This window comes from Nonomuraea sp. NPDC050733 (assembly GCF_040654215.1).
Classification (GTDB): domain Bacteria; phylum Actinomycetota; class Actinomycetes; order Streptosporangiales; family Streptosporangiaceae; genus Nonomuraea.
Window position 1 is genome coordinate 221,371 of record NZ_JBFAHO010000003.1, and the last position, 14,742, is coordinate 236,112.

Sequence of the window (14,742 nt, forward strand, 5' to 3'; positions counted from 1 at the left end):
AAAGGGCCTCGCCACCGGACGCCGGACGTTGCACACTTCTAGGCATGTCGTGGGCCGGAAGATCAGCGGGAGAGATCGCCTCCGCCGTGCGCCGCGGCGAGGTGAGCGCCGCCGCGGTCGTCGAGGAGCATCTGGACCTGATCGCCCGGCGCGACCCCCAGGTGGGCGCGTTCCGGGTGGTCAGGAAGCGGGCCGTGGAGGAGGCGCGGGCGGTGGGCGAGCGCCGTGACCTCGCCGATCTGCCGCTCGCCGGGGTGCCGGTGGCGGTGAAGGACAACCTGGAGGTCGCGGGCGAGGCCATGCGCGCCGGCTCCGCCGCGACGGCCGACTCGCCCTCGCCGCGCGACCACGAGGCCGTCGCCCGCCTGCGCGCGGCCGGCGCGGTCGTGGTCGGCCTGACGAACCTGCCCGAGCTCGGCCTGGTCGCGTTCGGCGACAGCGTGTTCGGCACCGTCCGCAACCCGTGGAACCTCTCCCGTACGGCCGGCGGCTCCTCCTCGGGCAGCGCCGCGGCCGTGGCGGCGGGCATGGTGCCGATCGCGCTGGGCAACGACGGCATGGGCTCGCTGCGCATCCCGGCGGCCGCCTGCGGCGTGTACGCGGTCAAGCCCGGCGCGGGGCTCGTTCCGGCGCCCGGTGACGACTGGGACGGGCTGAGCGAGAACGGCCCGCTGGCGGCGCGCGTACCGGACCTGGCGCTGGCGCTGTCGGTGCTGGCGGCCGATCCCACGCTGGCCGAGTCGTGGCGGGCCGGCCGGCGGATGGAGCCGGCGCCCCGGATGCTGCGGTCGGTGTGGGCGGGCGAGGACGAGGTGTGGGACGCGCCCCAGCCGCCGGCCGAGGTGGAGCCGTTCGACCTGCGGATCGCGTACGCGCCGCAGCCGCTGCCGGCGGGGCTGCCGATGGACCGGGAGTTCCGGGCGGCGGTGCGCGGGGCGGCGGAGACGCTGCGGGTCGCCGGGCACACGGTGGTCGAGCAGGAGCGCCGCCTGCCGTTCTGGCTGGGGCCGTCCACGGTCGCCACCTGGCTGACCCGCGCGGCGGAGTCCGCTGATGCCCTCCCGCCGGCGGGGAGGGCCGGTGGGCTCGATCGTCGCAGCAGGGCGCTGGCCCGTGGCGGCCGGCTGCTGCGGGCGCTGAGCCTGGACGGGGCCCGGGGACGGGCGCGCTGGCAGGCGTACGCGGCCGACCAGTGGTTCGGGACCGCGGACGTGCTCATCACGCCCGTCCTGGCCACTGTGCCGCCCGCGGCCGGCGGCTGGCGGGCGCGGGGGTTCGCCCGGAACGCGCTGGCCAACATCAGGTTCGCCCCCGCGACGGGGCCGTGGAACATGTGCGGCTGGCCGGCTCTGGCCGTGCCGATCGCGACGCATTCGAGCGGCCTGCCGATCGGCGTGCAGCTCGTCGCGCCCCCGGGTGGCGAGCCGCAGCTCCTCGGCCTGGCCGCCCAGCTCGAAGCCACCCACCCGCTGGTCCGCCCGCCCGGCATGTCCACGTGACGCCCGCCCGGACCGGGAGCGCGGGATTGACGGCCGCCATCGCGTAAGCGCGGTGCCTTCCGGCCGGACGGCCGAGCCGGATCGGCCGGACGGCCGATGTCCGTGGTCCGGCACGCGGACAGTATGGCGTGCTGTGAAACATGTCCTCCTGGCGCTTCTCCTGGCGTCACCTCCAACACCCGCTCATGCGCCCGCTCCGGCGTCCGTCTCCTGGCATCCCTGTGGCACGCTGCAGGCGGAGTGCGGCACCGTCGAGGTCCCGCTCGACTGGGACGCCCCCGCCGGCCGCACGGTCAAGCTGTCCGTCGTACGCCGTAAGGCCACCGGCGAACGCCTCGGCACGCTCTTCTTCAACCCCGGCGGCCCCGGGGCCCAGGCCGTGCTGCTGCTGCGCGACTACCCCCAGTACGCCGTCAGCGACGAGCTGCTGCGCCGGTTCGACGTGGTGGGCATCGACCCGCGGGGCGTCGGCGAGAGCTCGGCCGTGCGGTGCGAGCGGCCCGTCCACGACCCGGCCGTGACGCAGTTCCCCGAGACCTTCGCCCAGTACCGCGAGCTGGTGGCCCACAACCGGGCCGTCGGCCTGAGCTGCCTGTCGGGCACCGGCCCCCTGCTTCGCCAGATCGACACCACCAGCGTCGCCCGCGACTTCGACGCGGTCAGAGCCGCGCTCGGGGAGTCGAAGATCAGCTTCCTCGGCAAGTCCTACGGCACCATGCTGGGCGCCGAGTACGCGCGGCTCTTCCCGAACCGGGTCCGCACGATGGCGCTCGACGGCGCCGTCGACCACGGCCTCCGCTCGGAGCGGCTCGTCGCCGACGCCTCCGTCGCCGTCGAGGACTCCTTCGAACGCTTCACGGACTGGTGTGCCGGGACACCGGCCTGCGCGCTGCACGGCCGCGACGTGGGGCGGGTGTGGGACGACCTGGTGGCCAGGGCCGCGCGCGAGCCCATCCCGGTCAAGGGCGGCCGCCCCATGACCGCCGAGGAGCTGCGCTACGTCGCCTACGTCTTCCTCAACCAGCTCCCCGAGTACGGCAAGGGCCTGGCCAACGGCATCGCCCAGGCCGAGAAGGACGACGCCCAGATCTTCGCCTCCGTCCGGGCATCCGCCCTGGACGACCCGGCGAGCACGGCGGCCTACCGGTCGATCCTGTGCCTGGACATCGCCCACGGCATCAGCGGCTACCGCGACCTGCGTGCCAGGCTCGGCCACGTCCGTGAGCTCTCCCCCCACATGAAGGGCACGTCGGAGTTCTGGGACATGACGGCGGGCTGCCTCGGCTGGCCGGTCCGGCCCACGAACCCGCAACGCCCGCTCGACGTCCGCGGCGTCCCACCGGTGCTCGTGGTCGGCAACACCCACGACCCCGCCACTCCTCTGTCCTGGGCGCGCAGCCTGTCGTCCCGCATCCACGGCTCCGGGCTCCTGGTGAACGACGAGAACGGCGGCGACGGGCACAGTTCCTACCTCAGAGCGGCCTGCGCCACGGCCCGCATCGACGACTACCTGACGTCGGGCGAGCTTCCCCCGGCCGGGACCGTCTGCCGGCAGGCCCCGGCGCCCTAGTCGAGGCCCAGGTCGGGCAGCGCCCGCCTGGCATGGCCGATGAGCGCCCGCGCCGCCGGGCTGACCTCGCCCTCCGACCGCCACGCGATCGCCATCCGCCCGCGCAGCCGCGGCTTGGTGAGCTCCATGACGTGCACCAGCCCCTCGGCGGCGCTCACCGCCGTCTCCGGCAGCACGGCGATGCCCAGGCCCCGGGCGGCGAGCCGGGCGAGCACCAGCGGCTCGCTGGCCTCCAGCGCCACCCTGGGCCGGAACCCCGCCGCCGCGCACCCCTCCTCCAGGCCGGCCCGCAGCCCGGTGCCCGGCGGCAGGCTGAGCAGCACCCGCCCCTCCAGGTCGGCCAGCTCGACACCGGGCCGGCCGGCCAGCTCGTGGTCGAGGCTCACGGCGGCGACGAGCGGCTGACTCGCCACGATCTGGACGTCCAGCCCCGGCGGCACGGCCGGTCCGAGGCCGAACAGCCCGAGGTCCATCCGCCCGGACCGCACCTCCTGGATCACGGTCTCGGGTTCGGCCTCCTTGAGGGTGATCTCGACGGCCGGGTGGGCGTCGTGGAAGTCGGCCAGCAGCCCCGGCACGTCGAGCACGCCGGGCAGGGAGACGGCGCCCATCACGACGTGCCCCCGCAGCAGCCCGGTCAGCTCGTCCACCACCTGCCGGACGCCGGCCACGGCCCGCAGCGCCGCCCGCGCGTAGGGCAGCACGGCCTCGCCCGCCGCGGTCAGCCGCACCGTGCGCCCGGACCGGTCGAGCAGCGGCTGGCCCAGCTCCCGTTCGAGCTGGCGGATCTGCGCGCTGACCCCGGGCTGAGCGACGTGCAGGGAGGCGGCGGCCCGGGTGAAGCTCGCCTCCTCGACGACGGCCACGAAGTAGGCGAGCTGACGGAGCTCCATAACTGGATGTTATGCCAAGGAGCGTATTCATCTCTTTGATTTCTCGACCGGGGGCCGCGCGCTCACCTTCCTGTCCGGCGAGCACGCGGCCCCCGACCACGTACGAGCGGCCTACGGGGGGCTCAGACGCCCAGCGGATGCCAGACGGTCTTGGTCTCCAGGAAGCGGGTCATCCTGGTCAGGCCCGGGTCGGCCGTCCAGTCCACGGGCTCCGCCGCCGGCCGCAGGACCCGCTTGAGGTTGCCGGCCGCCTCCTGCTCGCAGCGCAGCGCGAGGTCGGCGTCGTCCACCCCGGTCAGGTCCAGCCCGTTGACGTCCATGTGGGCCGCCAGCCACGGCGCCAGCTCCGCCTGCCGCCCGGTGAGGACGTTGACCACCCCGCCCGGCAGGTCGGAGGTGGCCAGCACCTCAGCGAACGTGATCGACGCCAGCGGCGACGGCTCGGAGGCCACCACGACGCACGTGTTGCCGGTGACGACGACGGGCGCCACCACCGACACCAGCCCGAGCAGCGGGTCGGCCGGCGCAACGACCGCGACCACGCCGGTGGGCTCCGGCGACGAGAGGTTGAAGTACGGCCCCGCCACCGGGTTGGCCGTGCCGTGCACGGCGGCGATCTTGTCGGACCATCCCGCGTACCAGACCAGCCGGTCGACCGCCGCGTCCACCGACGCGAGCGCCTCCGCGCGGCCGAGGCCCAGCTCGTCGGCGAACTGGGCCCGGCGGCCCTCCAGCATCTCGGCGATCCGGTAGAGGATCTGCCCCCGGTTGTAGGCCGTCGCCCCGGACCAGCCGGGGAACGCCTTGCGCGCGGCCACCACGGCGTCGCGGGCGTCCTTGCGCGAGGCGCGGGAGGCGTTGGCCAGGAAGTCGCCGTCGGGCGAGGTCACGGTGTAGGACCTCCCACTCTCCGAGCGGGGGAAGGCCCCGCCGATGAACAGCTTGTAGGTCTTGCGCACGGCCAACCTACTCATCGCCGCGTCCCCTCCACGTGATCTCCTGCGACATCTCGACCGGCACGAAAACCTGGCCGCACCGGCTCACGCCGCAGCGGTGGGCGTACCAGCCGGTGCGTACGGGCCGCCCGGCGCGGGCGTAGGCGTGGCCACGGGTGGCCTGGGCACGGCGCGCCCTGCGGCGGGCGCGGCGGTGGTCACACGTCAAGGTACGCCTCCAGCCCGTGCAGCCCGCCTTCCCGGCCGTAGCCGGACTCCTTGTAGCCGCCGAACGGAGAGGCGGGGTCGAAGCGGTTGAAGGTGTTGGCCCACACGACGCCGGCCCGCAGCCGCTCGGCCATCCACAGGATGCGCGAGCCCTTCTCGGTCCAGACGCCGGCCGACAGCCCGTACGGGGTGTTGTTGGCCTTCTCCACGGCCTCGGCCGGGGTGCGGAAGGTCAGCACGGACAGCACGGGGCCGAAGACCTCCTCCTGGGCGATGCGGTGGGACTGGGCCACGCCGGTGAAGAGGGTCGGCGGGAACCAGTAGCCGCGCTCGGGCAGGTCGCAGGCCGGCGACCAGCGCTCGGCCCCCTCGCTCTCCCCGATGTCGCTGAGCGAGCGGATCTTGGCGAGCTGCTCGGCGGAGTTGATCGCGCCGATGTCGGTGTTCTTGTCGAGCGGGTCGCCGAGCCGCAGCGTGCCGAGCCGGCGCTTGAGCGCGGCCAGCAGCTCCTCCTGGACCGACTCCTGCACGAGCAGGCGGGAGCCGGCGCAGCACACGTGGCCCTGGTTGAAGAAGATGCCGTTGACGATGCCCTCGACGGCCTGGTCGATCGCGGCGTCGTCGAAGACGATGTTGGCGGCCTTGCCGCCGAGCTCCAGCGTGAGCTTCTTGCCGGTGCCCGCGACGGTCCGCGCGATGAGCCGGCCGACCTCGGTGGAGCCGGTGAAGGCCACCTTGTCCACCTCGGGGTGGGCCACCACGGCGGCGCCGGTCTCGCCCGCGCCGGTCACGATGTTGACCACGCCGGGCGGCAGCTCGGCCTGGCGGCAGATCTCGGCGAACAGCAGCGCGGTCAGCGGCGTCGTCTCAGCGGGCTTGAGCACCACCGTGTTGCCGCAGGCCAGCGCCGGGGCGACCTTCCAGGCCAGCATGAGCAGCGGGAAGTTCCACGGGATGACCTGGCCGGCCACCCCGAGCGGGCGCGGGCTCGGCCCGAACCCGGCGTGAGCGAGCTTGTCGGCCCAGCCGGCGTAGTAGAAGAAGTGCGCGGCCACGAGCGGCAGGTCCACGTCCCGCGACTCGCGGATCGGCTTGCCGTTGTCGAGGGACTCCAGCACCGCCAGCTCGCGCGAGCGCTCCTGGATGATCCGCGCGATGCGGAACAGGTACTTGGCCCGCTCGGAGCCGGGCAGGGCGCTCCAGCCGCCGAACGCCTTGCGCGCGGCGCGCACCGCGCGGTCCACGTCGTCGGCCGAGGCGCAGGCCACCTCGGCGAGCGTCTCCTCGGTGGCGGGGTTGACGGTCTTGAACTCGGGGCCGGAGCCCTCGGTGAACTCGCCGTCGATGAACAGGCCGTAGGACGGCCGCAGGTCGACGACCTCGCGCGACTCGGGGGCCGGCGCGTACTCGAACATCGCCATCCTCAGTCCAGGGTGAAGTAGTCGGGACCGGCGTAACGGCCGGTGGCCAGCTTCTCGCGCTGCATCAGCAGGTCGTTGAGCAGCGACGAGGCGCCCAGGCGGAACCAGTCGGGCGAGAGCCAGTCGTCGCCGGCGACCTCGTTGACGAGCACCAGGTTCTTGATGGCGTCCTTGGTGGTGCGGATGCCGCCGGCGGGCTTGACGCCGACCTGGCGGCCGGTGCGGTCGCGGAAGTCGCGCACCGCCTCCAGCATGACGAGCGTCACCGGCAGCGTCGCCGCGGGCGAGACCTTGCCGGTGGAGGTCTTGATGAAGTCGGCGCCGGCCAGCATCGCGAGCCACGAGGCGCGCCGCACGTTGTCGTAGGTGGCCAGCTCGCCGGTCTCCAGGATGACCTTGAGGTGGGCGTCGCCGCAGGCCGCCTTGACCTCGACGATCTCCTCCCACACCTTGAGGTAGTCGCCGGACAGGAACGCGCCCCGGTCGATCACCATGTCGATCTCGTCGGCGCCCGCGGCGACCGCGAGCTCGGTGTCGGCCACCTTGACGTCGAGGGAAGAGCGGCCGCTGGGGAAGGCCGTGGCCACGGAGGCCACCTTCACGCCCGAGCCGGCCACGGCCTCCACGGCCACGGGAACCATGTCGGGATAGACGCAGACGGCCGCCACACGGGGGACCCCGGCGCCGGGGTGGACGGCCTTGACGCACATGGCCCGCACCTTGCCACGGGTGTCGGCGCCCTCCAGGGTGGTCAGGTCAACCATCGAGATGGCCAGATCGATCGCCCGGGCCTTGGCCGTCGTCTTGATGGAACGGGTGCCCAGCATCGCCGCCCGCTGGTCCGCGCCGACCCGGTCCACACCGGGCAGGCCGTGCAGGAACGCTCTGAGCGTCGCGCCGGAAGCGGCCACGTCCGCGAGCGAAGTAGTCATAGTTGACACCTCCACAGCATCGCCGACCAGGGTGGCCAGCTCCAAACCGGATCTTTCCCCTGGTGTCCGGCCACTCGCGTCCGGCGGGCGGAGGAGAGGGCCCCCAGTGCGGCGTAAGGCGGCTCTGAGGTGCGCGTAGGGCTGTCTAAGGCGGTACGGGGCCACGTCCTAGGTACCCCCCTGCCGGAACCGCCCCGGAGATAGGGAATCCGCCCGATGTGGCGGGGTGGGCCTTAGCCCGAATCTTGAAGATGTCAGGAAGAAGCGGGTTGAGTCAGGAGACACCATGAACCCCGAGATGGACTACCAGCTGATGAAGAGCCACGCGCGGGAGCTGCGCGCCGCCGCCGACCAGCACCGCCGGGTACGCGAGGCGGAGAAGGGCAACAAGTCCGAGCGCCGCTCGGTCTTCGGCAAGCGCCGTTCCTCATGAGCACGTCACGAGAGCCCGGCCGCATCCTCCCTCGCGGCCGGGCCTCTGCGCCCACCTGAAGAACCGTCCCCTCCGGGAATCCCTCATAAATACGGCGAAAGCTCATCAAAGGGCATGACATGCTGGAAGACATGCTGGGCCGTTCGGTGAGTCCCGTCTTCGTCGGACGGGCGGAGGAGTTGGCGACCCTCTCGCAGGCGTTCGCGGAGGCCCGGCAGGGCAACGCGACGGCCGTGCTGCTCGGCGGCGAGGCCGGCGTCGGCAAGACCAGGCTCGCGCAGCGCTTCGCCGAGCAGGTCACCCGTGACGGCGCCCTCATCCTGTACGGCGGGTGCGTCGAGCTGTCGGCCGAGGGCCTGGCCTACGCGCCGTTCACCGCCGCGCTGCGGCAGCTCGTCCGCGAGCAGGGCCGCGCCCGGGTGGCGGCGCTGCTGCCCGAGGGCGCAGAGCGCGACCTCGCCCGGCTGCTGCCCGAGTTCGGCGAGCCCAGCGGGGACGGCGACACCGACACCGGCCGGGCACGGCTGTTCGAGCAGATCCTCACGCTCCTGGAGCGGCTGGCCGAGAGCCGCCCGACCGTCCTCCTCATCGAGGACATCCACTGGGCCGACAGGTCCAGCCGCGACCTGATCGCGTTCCTGTGCCGCAACCTGAGCGCCCCGCAGGTGCTCATCGTCATGACGTACCGCTCCGACGACCTGCACCGGCAGCACCCGCTGCGCCCGGTGCTGGCCGAGCTGGGGCGGGTCAACGGCGTCCTCCGGCTCGACCTGCCCCGCCTGTCCAAGGACGAGGTGGCCCAGCAGATGGCCGGCATCCTCGGCCAATCGCCCGCCTACCACAAGGTGGAGAAGGTCTACGACCGCAGCGAGGGCATCCCGCTGTTCGTCGAGGCGCTGCTCGACTGCGGCGTGGACTGCGCGTTCCCGACCTCGATGCAGGACCTCATCCTCGGCGCGGTCGAGCGGCTGCCCGAGGAGACCCAGCGGGTCCTGCGCATCGCCGCCGCCGGCGGCATCCGCGTCGGCCACGCCCTGCTGGCCGCCGTCAGCGGCCTGTCCGACGTGGAGCTGGAGAGCGCGCTGCGCCCCGCCATCGCCGGCAACGTGCTGCAGATCGCCGACAACCGCGCCTACCTCTTCCGCCACTCGCTCATCCGCGAAGCCGTGCACGACGAGCTGCTGCCCGGCGAGCACCAGCGGCTGCACGCCCGCTACGCCGAGGAGATCTCGCGCGACCGCACGCTCGTGCCGCCCGGCCGCGCCGAGGTCGAGCTGGCCCACCACTGGTACGGCGCGCGCGACGACGAGTGGGCGCTGGTCTCCGCCTGGGAGGCGGCCCGCGCGTCGTTCCACGCGTTCGCCTACACCGAGGCCATCCCGCTGCTCGAACGCGTGCTCATGCTGTGGGACCGGGTGCCCGACGCCCAGGAGCGCATCGGCGCCGACCACACCGCGGTGCTGGAGCAGGCCGGCGAGGCCGCCCGCGCCAGCGGCGACCTGGACCGGGGCCTGAAGTTCGTCAAGGCGGCGCTGGCCGAGCTGGACGAGACGCGTGAGCCGGCCCGGGTGGCGAGGCTGACCGTGCGCTGGGCCCAGCTCAAGAGCTACAAGCAGGTGACCGACGTGGTGGAGCAGCTCCGCCACGCGCTGCGCCTCGTGCCCGAGCCAACCTCGGCCCGCGTCGACGTCATCGTGATGATGTCGCAGCACCTCATGCTGCGCGGCAACGCCGAGGAGGGCACCGCGCTCACCGAGGAGGGCCTGGCCCTGGCCAGGAAGCTCGGCGACCGCTGCCAGGAGGCGGAGCTGCTGCTCAACCTGGCGCTCGGCCACTCGCTCGCGGGCGACACCGAGGCCACGCTCGCCACCAACCTGCGCGCGCTGGAGATCGGCCGCGAGGAGGGCTCCGGCCGGGTGATCACCCGCGCGCTCGGCAACAACATCGACACGCTCAACGACCTCGGCCGCTGGCAGGAGGCCCTGGCGCTGGGCGAGGAGGGCTGGCGGCAGGCCAAGAAGTACGGCCGGGTCCGGCTGTCCGGCCTGTTCAGTCTGCTCAACATGGCCGAGACGCTGGAGGCGATCGGCCGCTGGGACGAGGCCCTCGACACCGTCGAGCGCGCGATCAACCTCGGCCCCGTGCTGCGCAACCGGTACCACCTGCTGCGGGTGCGGGCCGACGTGGCCATCGGCCGCGGCGAGGTGGACCTCGTGGAGAGCATCCTGCGCGAGACCGGCGTGCTCACCGAGCGGCCGGAGGACTTCGTCCAGGACATCACCAACAGCATGCGGCTGCGCATCGGCTGGCACCTGCTGCGGGGCGAGCCGGACGCCGCGCTGGCGGTCGCCGAGCGCACGCTGGCCCGGCCCGCCCAGTCGCCGAAGGCCATGCTCGGCTGGCGGCTGCTCGCGCTGCTGAGCGTGGTCTGCGACGCGATGCAGGAGGCCGAGCCGGTCCGTGCCCGCGCGGTGCGCGAGCAGGCCGCGGAGATCGCCGCCCGGCTGAAGGTGAGCGGGCCGGTCGCCGGGGCGTACCGGCTGTCGTACTCACGCGACTTCGACGCCGCCGCGGCGGCGTGGGAGCGGCTCAACCGCCCGCACAACCAGGCCAAGGCGCACCTGCGGGCCGCGGGGGTCGCGGCCCGGTCGGGCGACCGTGACGGCGCCGCGTCGCGGCTGGCACTGGCCCGGCCGCTGGCGGCGGAGCTGCGAGCCGCGCCACTGCTGGAGGAGATCGACGCGCTGGCCCGGCGGGTCGGCGTGCCGCAGCCGCAGCAGCCCGCCCAGATGACGCCGGAGCTGCTCACGCCGCGCGAGCTGGAGGTGCTGCGGCTGGTGGCGCTCGGCCGCACCAACCGCGACATCGCCGGCGAGCTGTTCATCTCGGCCAAGACGGTCAGCGTGCACGTGTCGAACATCCTGGCCAAGCTCGGGGTGACGACGCGTGGCGAGGCCGCCGCGGCGGCCCACCGCCTCTCGCTGCTGTCGCTCTAGGCACGCCTCACACGAACGCCTCCACCAGCAGGACGACGCCGAACACGGCGAACGCGGCGGCGGCGCCGTACCTGATGACCTTCTCCGGCAGGTGCTTGCCCAGCATGCGGCCGACCACGATGGCCAGCGCGTCGGCGGCCACCATGCCGACCGTGGAGCCGATCCAGGTGCCCAGCCAGCCGTGCTGCGTGGCCAGCGTGATCGTCGCCAGCATGGTCTTGTCGCCCAGCTCGCTCAGGAAGAACGCCACGGTGACGGCGACGAGCGCGTTGCGGGTGGTGCGCTGCGCCTTGTTCGACTCCTCCTCGGAGAGCTCGTCACCCCTGAGCGTCCAGAGCGCGAACCCGAGGAACGCGATGCCCGCAACCACGGAGATGGCGGTGGTGGGCAGCGCGTCGCCCACCAGCCCGCCGACGGCCACGCTGAACAGGTGGACGACGGCCGTCGCCAGGGTGATGCCGGCCAGCACCGGCCAGAACTTGAAACGGGTGGCGAACGTCATCGCCATGAGCTGGCTCTTGTCACCCAGCTCCGCCACGAAGATGACGGCGAGACTGATCCAGAACGCTTCCAACGGTCCTCTTCCGCGCGGCCGGACCGTGAGCGGGCCGCCCGGGGGAGATCCGGGCATGACTCCGGCCCGGCAGCGTCTTCGTCCATGACGTACATGTCCACGACTGCCAGGCCGAAGGTCTCGTCCGCCCGTCTCAGGCCCGCGTGACCGGGCGCCGCGGCGCCAGTGTGTCGATCACGCGATTGGGACTACTCCCCCTCGGTGTGTTTCCGGAGAACTGTAACAAGCCTCCGGGTGTGCCCTATTCCGGGGCCCCGGCCACGGGCGGCTGCCCGGGGTCCAGCTCGCAGCCGACCAGCACCGGCTCGTTGACCAGCGTCACCCCGAACTTCTCCCGCACCCCGTCGCGCACCTCGCCGGCCAGCGCCAGCAGGTCGGCCGCCGTCGCCTCGCCCTCGGGGTTGGTCAGCGCCAGCGTGTGCTTGGTGGAGATGCGGGCCGGGCCGCGGGAGTAGCCCTTGGCGAAGCCCGCCTGCTCGATCAGCCAGGCGGCGGGGATCTTGACGGAGCCGTCCGGCAGGTCCCAGCGCGGGTGACCGGGCGCGCGGGTCTCCAGCTCCTCCGCCTCCTCCCGGCTCAGCACCGGGTTGGTGAAGAACGAGCCCGCGCTGCGGGTGTCGGGGTCGGCCGGGTCGATCACCATGCCCTTGGAGCGCCGGAGCTCCAGCACGGCCTCACGGGCGTCCGCCAGCGGCACCCGCTCGCCGGGCTCGACGCCGAGCCGCCCGGCCAGCTCCTTGTACGCGATGGGCGCCGACAGCCCGGACACGTCCAGGGCGTAGGTCACCGCGAGCACCACGTGCCGCCCGAGGTCGCGCTTGAACGCGCTGTCGCGGTAGGAGAAGCCGCACTGGCGCGCCTCCAGGTCGACGACGTGACGGGTGCGGCGGTCATAGGCGCGTACGCACCTGATGGTCTGGGAGACCTCCTGGCCGTACGCGCCGACGTTCTGGATGGGGGTGGCGCCGACCAGGCCGGGGACACCCGACAGGCACTCGACGCCGGCCCAGCCCTCCGCCACGGCGCGGGCGACCAGCGGCTCCCAGCTCTCGCCCGCCTCGACCGTGACGACCACCTGCTCGCCGTCGCGCGAGACCGACAGGCCCTCGGAGGCGACCTTCACGACCAGGCCGTCGAAGCCGTCGTCGGCCACCACGACGTTGCTGCCGCCGCCGAGCACGAGCACCGGCTCGCCCGTCCGGTCGGCCTCGGCCACCTCGGAGACCAGCTGCTCAGCGGTGGCTGCCTCGACGAAGCGGCGGGCGGGGCCGCCCAGGCCCAGCGTGGTGTACGGCGCGAGCATCTCCATGAGCCCCAAGCTTAGGAGATGCCCGGACCGCTCCGGGGTCTCTCCTCATCGACGGGATCGGGAGGCTCGTCAGCGCTGGCGGCGCACCGGGAGGCGGTCACCGGGGACCACCTGGACGCCGCGCAGCGCCCGGGACAGCTCCGAGCCGTCCCGCGCGTCCTCGGGCGCGTCGCCGAGGGCCGCCGACCTGCGTACCGCCAGCAGGTCGCCGCCGAGCGCGGAGACCTCCCGCGCGACCTCTCCCGGGCCGCTCTCGCGCCAGGCGCCGCCGTCCTGCTCCAGGCCCGTCCACCCGGCCGCCACCGCGCCGTCGTCGATCGCCGCGACGAGAGGCGTGATCGCGTCGCCGTCCAGCACGACGGAGCTGTCCACCACGACGTGCACCTCGGCCGTGTCCAGCCGCAGCAGCTTGGCCCGGCACTCCCCCCACGTGGCCGTGCCGCCCCGCCAGGCGGGCTTCTCCTCGACGTGCCAGACCGTGAAGCGCTCCGGGTGGCGGCCGGCCAGCTCGTCCAGCACCGCTCCGGCGCCGTCCACGTCGCCGAGGTCGAGGGCCAGGACGTGCGCGGCGGTGTGGTCGACCACCGACCGCAGCGTCCGGCGCGTGTCCTCGGGGTTCCCGTCGACCACGACGCCGACGGTGGTCGTGATGTCCTCGGTGCGCACCCGCTGCCGCTCGGCGTTGACGCCGAGGTCGTCCAGGCGGTTGACGGCCAGCGAGCCGTCCCAGACGCGCTGGGCGTGGAGGAGGTCGTCGCCGGGGTCGCCGTGCTGGGCCGGGTCTCCGGAGAAGCCGAACTCCGCGGCGGGGTTGCCGCGCGCGCCCGCCCCGGCGGGACGCGCCCTGCCCGTGCCGACTCCGGTGGCTACCGTCTCAGCGGTTCCGGCCGGCCCGTCGGCGGGGCTCTGGCCCGCGCCGCCCGGGCCCGCGCCGCCCGCGGTGTCGCGGCCGGTGCCCGTGCCGCCCGCGATGTCCTGCGGCCTCGGGGGACGCAGGCGGCGCGACGGCGTGCCGTCGGTCACGGCGGACACGGGGATCGAACGGACCGTTGGCCAGACTGTGACGTGGTGCGGAGCTTCGGTCATGTCCACACCGCTACCCCGAAGCCACCCGCCCTATCGACTCGCTCCGCTGATCCGCGTCCGGACGCGCGTCGGCCCGGTCGAGGTCCGGGTCGGCGGCCAGGATGCGGCGGTGGAGCTCCTGGACGGGCCTGCCGGGCTCCAGGCCGTGGTCGGCGATCAGCGTCGCGCGGAGCACGCCGTACGCCGACAACGCCTCCGCCGGGCGGCCCGCGCGGTACAGCGCCAGCATGAGCAGCGCGTGCAGCGGCTCGCGGGCCGGGTACGTCAGGGTGAGCTCCCGCAGCTCCGGGATGGCCGCCGCGGGCCGGCCGAGGTCGACGTCGGTCCGCAGGACCGCCTCCACGGCCATCAGCCGAGCCTCCTCCAGGCGGCCGGCGTGCGCCCGGACCATCGGGGTGGCGGGGACGTCGGCCAGCGCGGGCCCGCGCCACAAGGTCAGCGCCGCCTCCAGCCGCGCGCGGGCCTGCGTCAGCTGCCGGTCCCGGACGGCACGCCGGCCGTCCTCGAGCAGCCGCTCGAAGCGGGCGGCGTCCGTCTCCTCCGAGGTCACGCTCAGCTCGTACGAGCCCTGCCGCGTGCGCAGGTCGTCGCCGAGCAGCCGGCGCAGCCGCCACACGTACCCCTGGAGCGTCTTGCGCGCGAACTTCGGCTCCGAGCCCTGCCACAGCTCCTCGGCGATCCGGTCCGCCGAGACGGGACGGCCGGCGTTGATCGCGAGGATGGCAAGGACGGCGCGGTGCTTGGGCGCGGTGACGGCCACCGCGCCGTCACCGCGGAGGACCTGCAGCGGGCCGAGCAGGCCGAGACGGACTCCCTGGGACGTCGGGGGCAATGACTCCTCCTGAGCTCCTGCTGAAAAGGACAGG

General features: G+C 73.8%; 13 protein-coding genes. 4 read left to right on the forward strand and 9 right to left on the reverse strand.

What is annotated here, in order from left to right:
- The first annotated feature begins 44 nt into the window (after nt 1-44).
- Entirely contained in the window at nt 45-1,499 is a 1,455-nt protein-coding gene (locus AB0H64_RS07760; RefSeq protein ID WP_357621286.1) for an amidase, read from the forward strand.
- A gap of 133 nt (nt 1,500-1,632) precedes the next feature.
- A complete protein-coding gene (locus AB0H64_RS07765; protein WP_357621289.1) occupies nt 1,633-3,069 on the forward strand; it encodes an alpha/beta hydrolase in 1,437 nt (478 codons plus the stop codon).
- Here the strand turns inward: AB0H64_RS07765 and AB0H64_RS07770 are convergent.
- From AB0H64_RS07770 to deoC, 5 genes are all read right to left on the reverse strand, one after another.
- Entirely contained in the window at nt 3,066-3,962 is an 897-nt protein-coding gene (locus tag AB0H64_RS07770) for a LysR family transcriptional regulator (protein ID WP_357621292.1), read from the reverse strand. The genes AB0H64_RS07765 and AB0H64_RS07770 overlap by 4 nt on opposite strands.
- 122 nt (nt 3,963-4,084) lie before the next feature.
- A complete protein-coding gene (locus tag AB0H64_RS07775; protein WP_357621295.1) occupies nt 4,085-4,936 on the reverse strand; it encodes an aldehyde dehydrogenase family protein in 852 nt (283 codons plus the stop codon).
- Nucleotides 4,929-5,126: a hypothetical protein gene (locus tag AB0H64_RS07780; protein WP_310707047.1), complete on the reverse strand. Its 198-nt coding sequence runs from the start codon at nt 5,124-5,126 to the stop codon at nt 4,929-4,931. The genes AB0H64_RS07775 and AB0H64_RS07780 overlap by 8 nt, the downstream gene beginning before the upstream one ends.
- Nucleotides 5,116-6,540: an aldehyde dehydrogenase family protein gene (locus tag AB0H64_RS07785; RefSeq protein ID WP_357622147.1), complete on the reverse strand. Its 1,425-nt coding sequence runs from the start codon at nt 6,538-6,540 to the stop codon at nt 5,116-5,118. Before AB0H64_RS07785 ends, AB0H64_RS07780 begins: the two co-directional genes overlap by 11 nt.
- A gap of 8 nt (nt 6,541-6,548) precedes the next feature.
- Nucleotides 6,549-7,478: a deoxyribose-phosphate aldolase gene (deoC, locus tag AB0H64_RS07790; protein WP_357621298.1), complete on the reverse strand. Its 930-nt coding sequence runs from the start codon at nt 7,476-7,478 to the stop codon at nt 6,549-6,551.
- Nucleotides 7,479-7,764: 286 nt separating this feature from the next.
- Between deoC and AB0H64_RS07795 the strand changes: the two genes are divergently transcribed.
- Nucleotides 7,765-7,911, forward strand: a complete 147-nt coding sequence (locus AB0H64_RS07795; RefSeq protein WP_357621301.1) for a hypothetical protein — start codon at nt 7,765-7,767, stop codon at nt 7,909-7,911.
- 119 nt (nt 7,912-8,030) lie between these two features.
- Nucleotides 8,031-10,907 carry an AAA family ATPase gene (locus AB0H64_RS07800; protein ID WP_357621304.1) on the forward strand — a complete coding sequence of 959 codons (2,877 nt, stop codon included), beginning with the start codon at nt 8,031-8,033 and terminating at the stop codon, nt 10,905-10,907.
- Between the two features lie 7 nt (nt 10,908-10,914).
- Here the strand turns inward: AB0H64_RS07800 and AB0H64_RS07805 are convergent, their stop codons facing one another.
- The 4 genes from AB0H64_RS07805 to AB0H64_RS07820 form a co-directional block, all read right to left on the reverse strand.
- A complete protein-coding gene (locus tag AB0H64_RS07805) occupies nt 10,915-11,481 on the reverse strand; it encodes a TMEM165/GDT1 family protein (protein ID WP_357621307.1) in 567 nt (188 codons plus the stop codon).
- Between the two features lie 241 nt (nt 11,482-11,722).
- Nucleotides 11,723-12,790 (reverse strand): UDP-N-acetylmuramate dehydrogenase, encoded by a 1,068-nt coding sequence (locus AB0H64_RS07810; RefSeq protein WP_357621310.1) that lies wholly within the window; start codon nt 12,788-12,790, stop codon nt 11,723-11,725.
- A gap of 69 nt (nt 12,791-12,859) precedes the next feature.
- Nucleotides 12,860-13,822, reverse strand: a complete 963-nt coding sequence (locus tag AB0H64_RS07815) for a hypothetical protein (RefSeq protein ID WP_357621313.1) — start codon at nt 13,820-13,822, stop codon at nt 12,860-12,862.
- A 64-nt stretch (nt 13,823-13,886) separates the two neighbouring features.
- The gene (locus AB0H64_RS07820) at nt 13,887-14,708 is read right to left on the reverse strand and encodes an AfsR/SARP family transcriptional regulator (protein ID WP_357621316.1); all 822 of its coding nucleotides are present in this window, start codon (nt 14,706-14,708) and stop codon (nt 13,887-13,889) included.
- Between the last annotated feature and the right edge of the window lie 34 nt (nt 14,709-14,742).

What these genes read in the sequence shown, in the direction of transcription:
- AB0H64_RS07760 (WP_357621286.1), top strand. Translation starts at nt 45, where the DNA reads ATGTCGTGGGCCGGAAGATCAGCGGGAGAGATCGCCTCCGCCGTGCGC.
- AB0H64_RS07770 (WP_357621292.1), bottom strand. Translation starts at nt 3,962, where the DNA reads ATGGAGCTCCGTCAGCTCGCCTACTTCGTGGCCGTCGTCGAGGAGGCG.
- AB0H64_RS07775 (WP_357621295.1), bottom strand. Translation starts at nt 4,936, where the DNA reads ATGAGTAGGTTGGCCGTGCGCAAGACCTACAAGCTGTTCATCGGCGGG.
- AB0H64_RS07785 (WP_357622147.1), bottom strand. Translation starts at nt 6,540, where the DNA reads ATGTTCGAGTACGCGCCGGCCCCCGAGTCGCGCGAGGTCGTCGACCTG.
- deoC (WP_357621298.1), bottom strand. Translation starts at nt 7,478, where the DNA reads ATGACTACTTCGCTCGCGGACGTGGCCGCTTCCGGCGCGACGCTCAGA.
- AB0H64_RS07795 (WP_357621301.1), top strand. Translation starts at nt 7,765, where the DNA reads ATGAACCCCGAGATGGACTACCAGCTGATGAAGAGCCACGCGCGGGAG.
- AB0H64_RS07800 (WP_357621304.1), top strand. Translation starts at nt 8,031, where the DNA reads ATGCTGGAAGACATGCTGGGCCGTTCGGTGAGTCCCGTCTTCGTCGGA.
- AB0H64_RS07810 (WP_357621310.1), bottom strand. Translation starts at nt 12,790, where the DNA reads ATGGAGATGCTCGCGCCGTACACCACGCTGGGCCTGGGCGGCCCCGCC.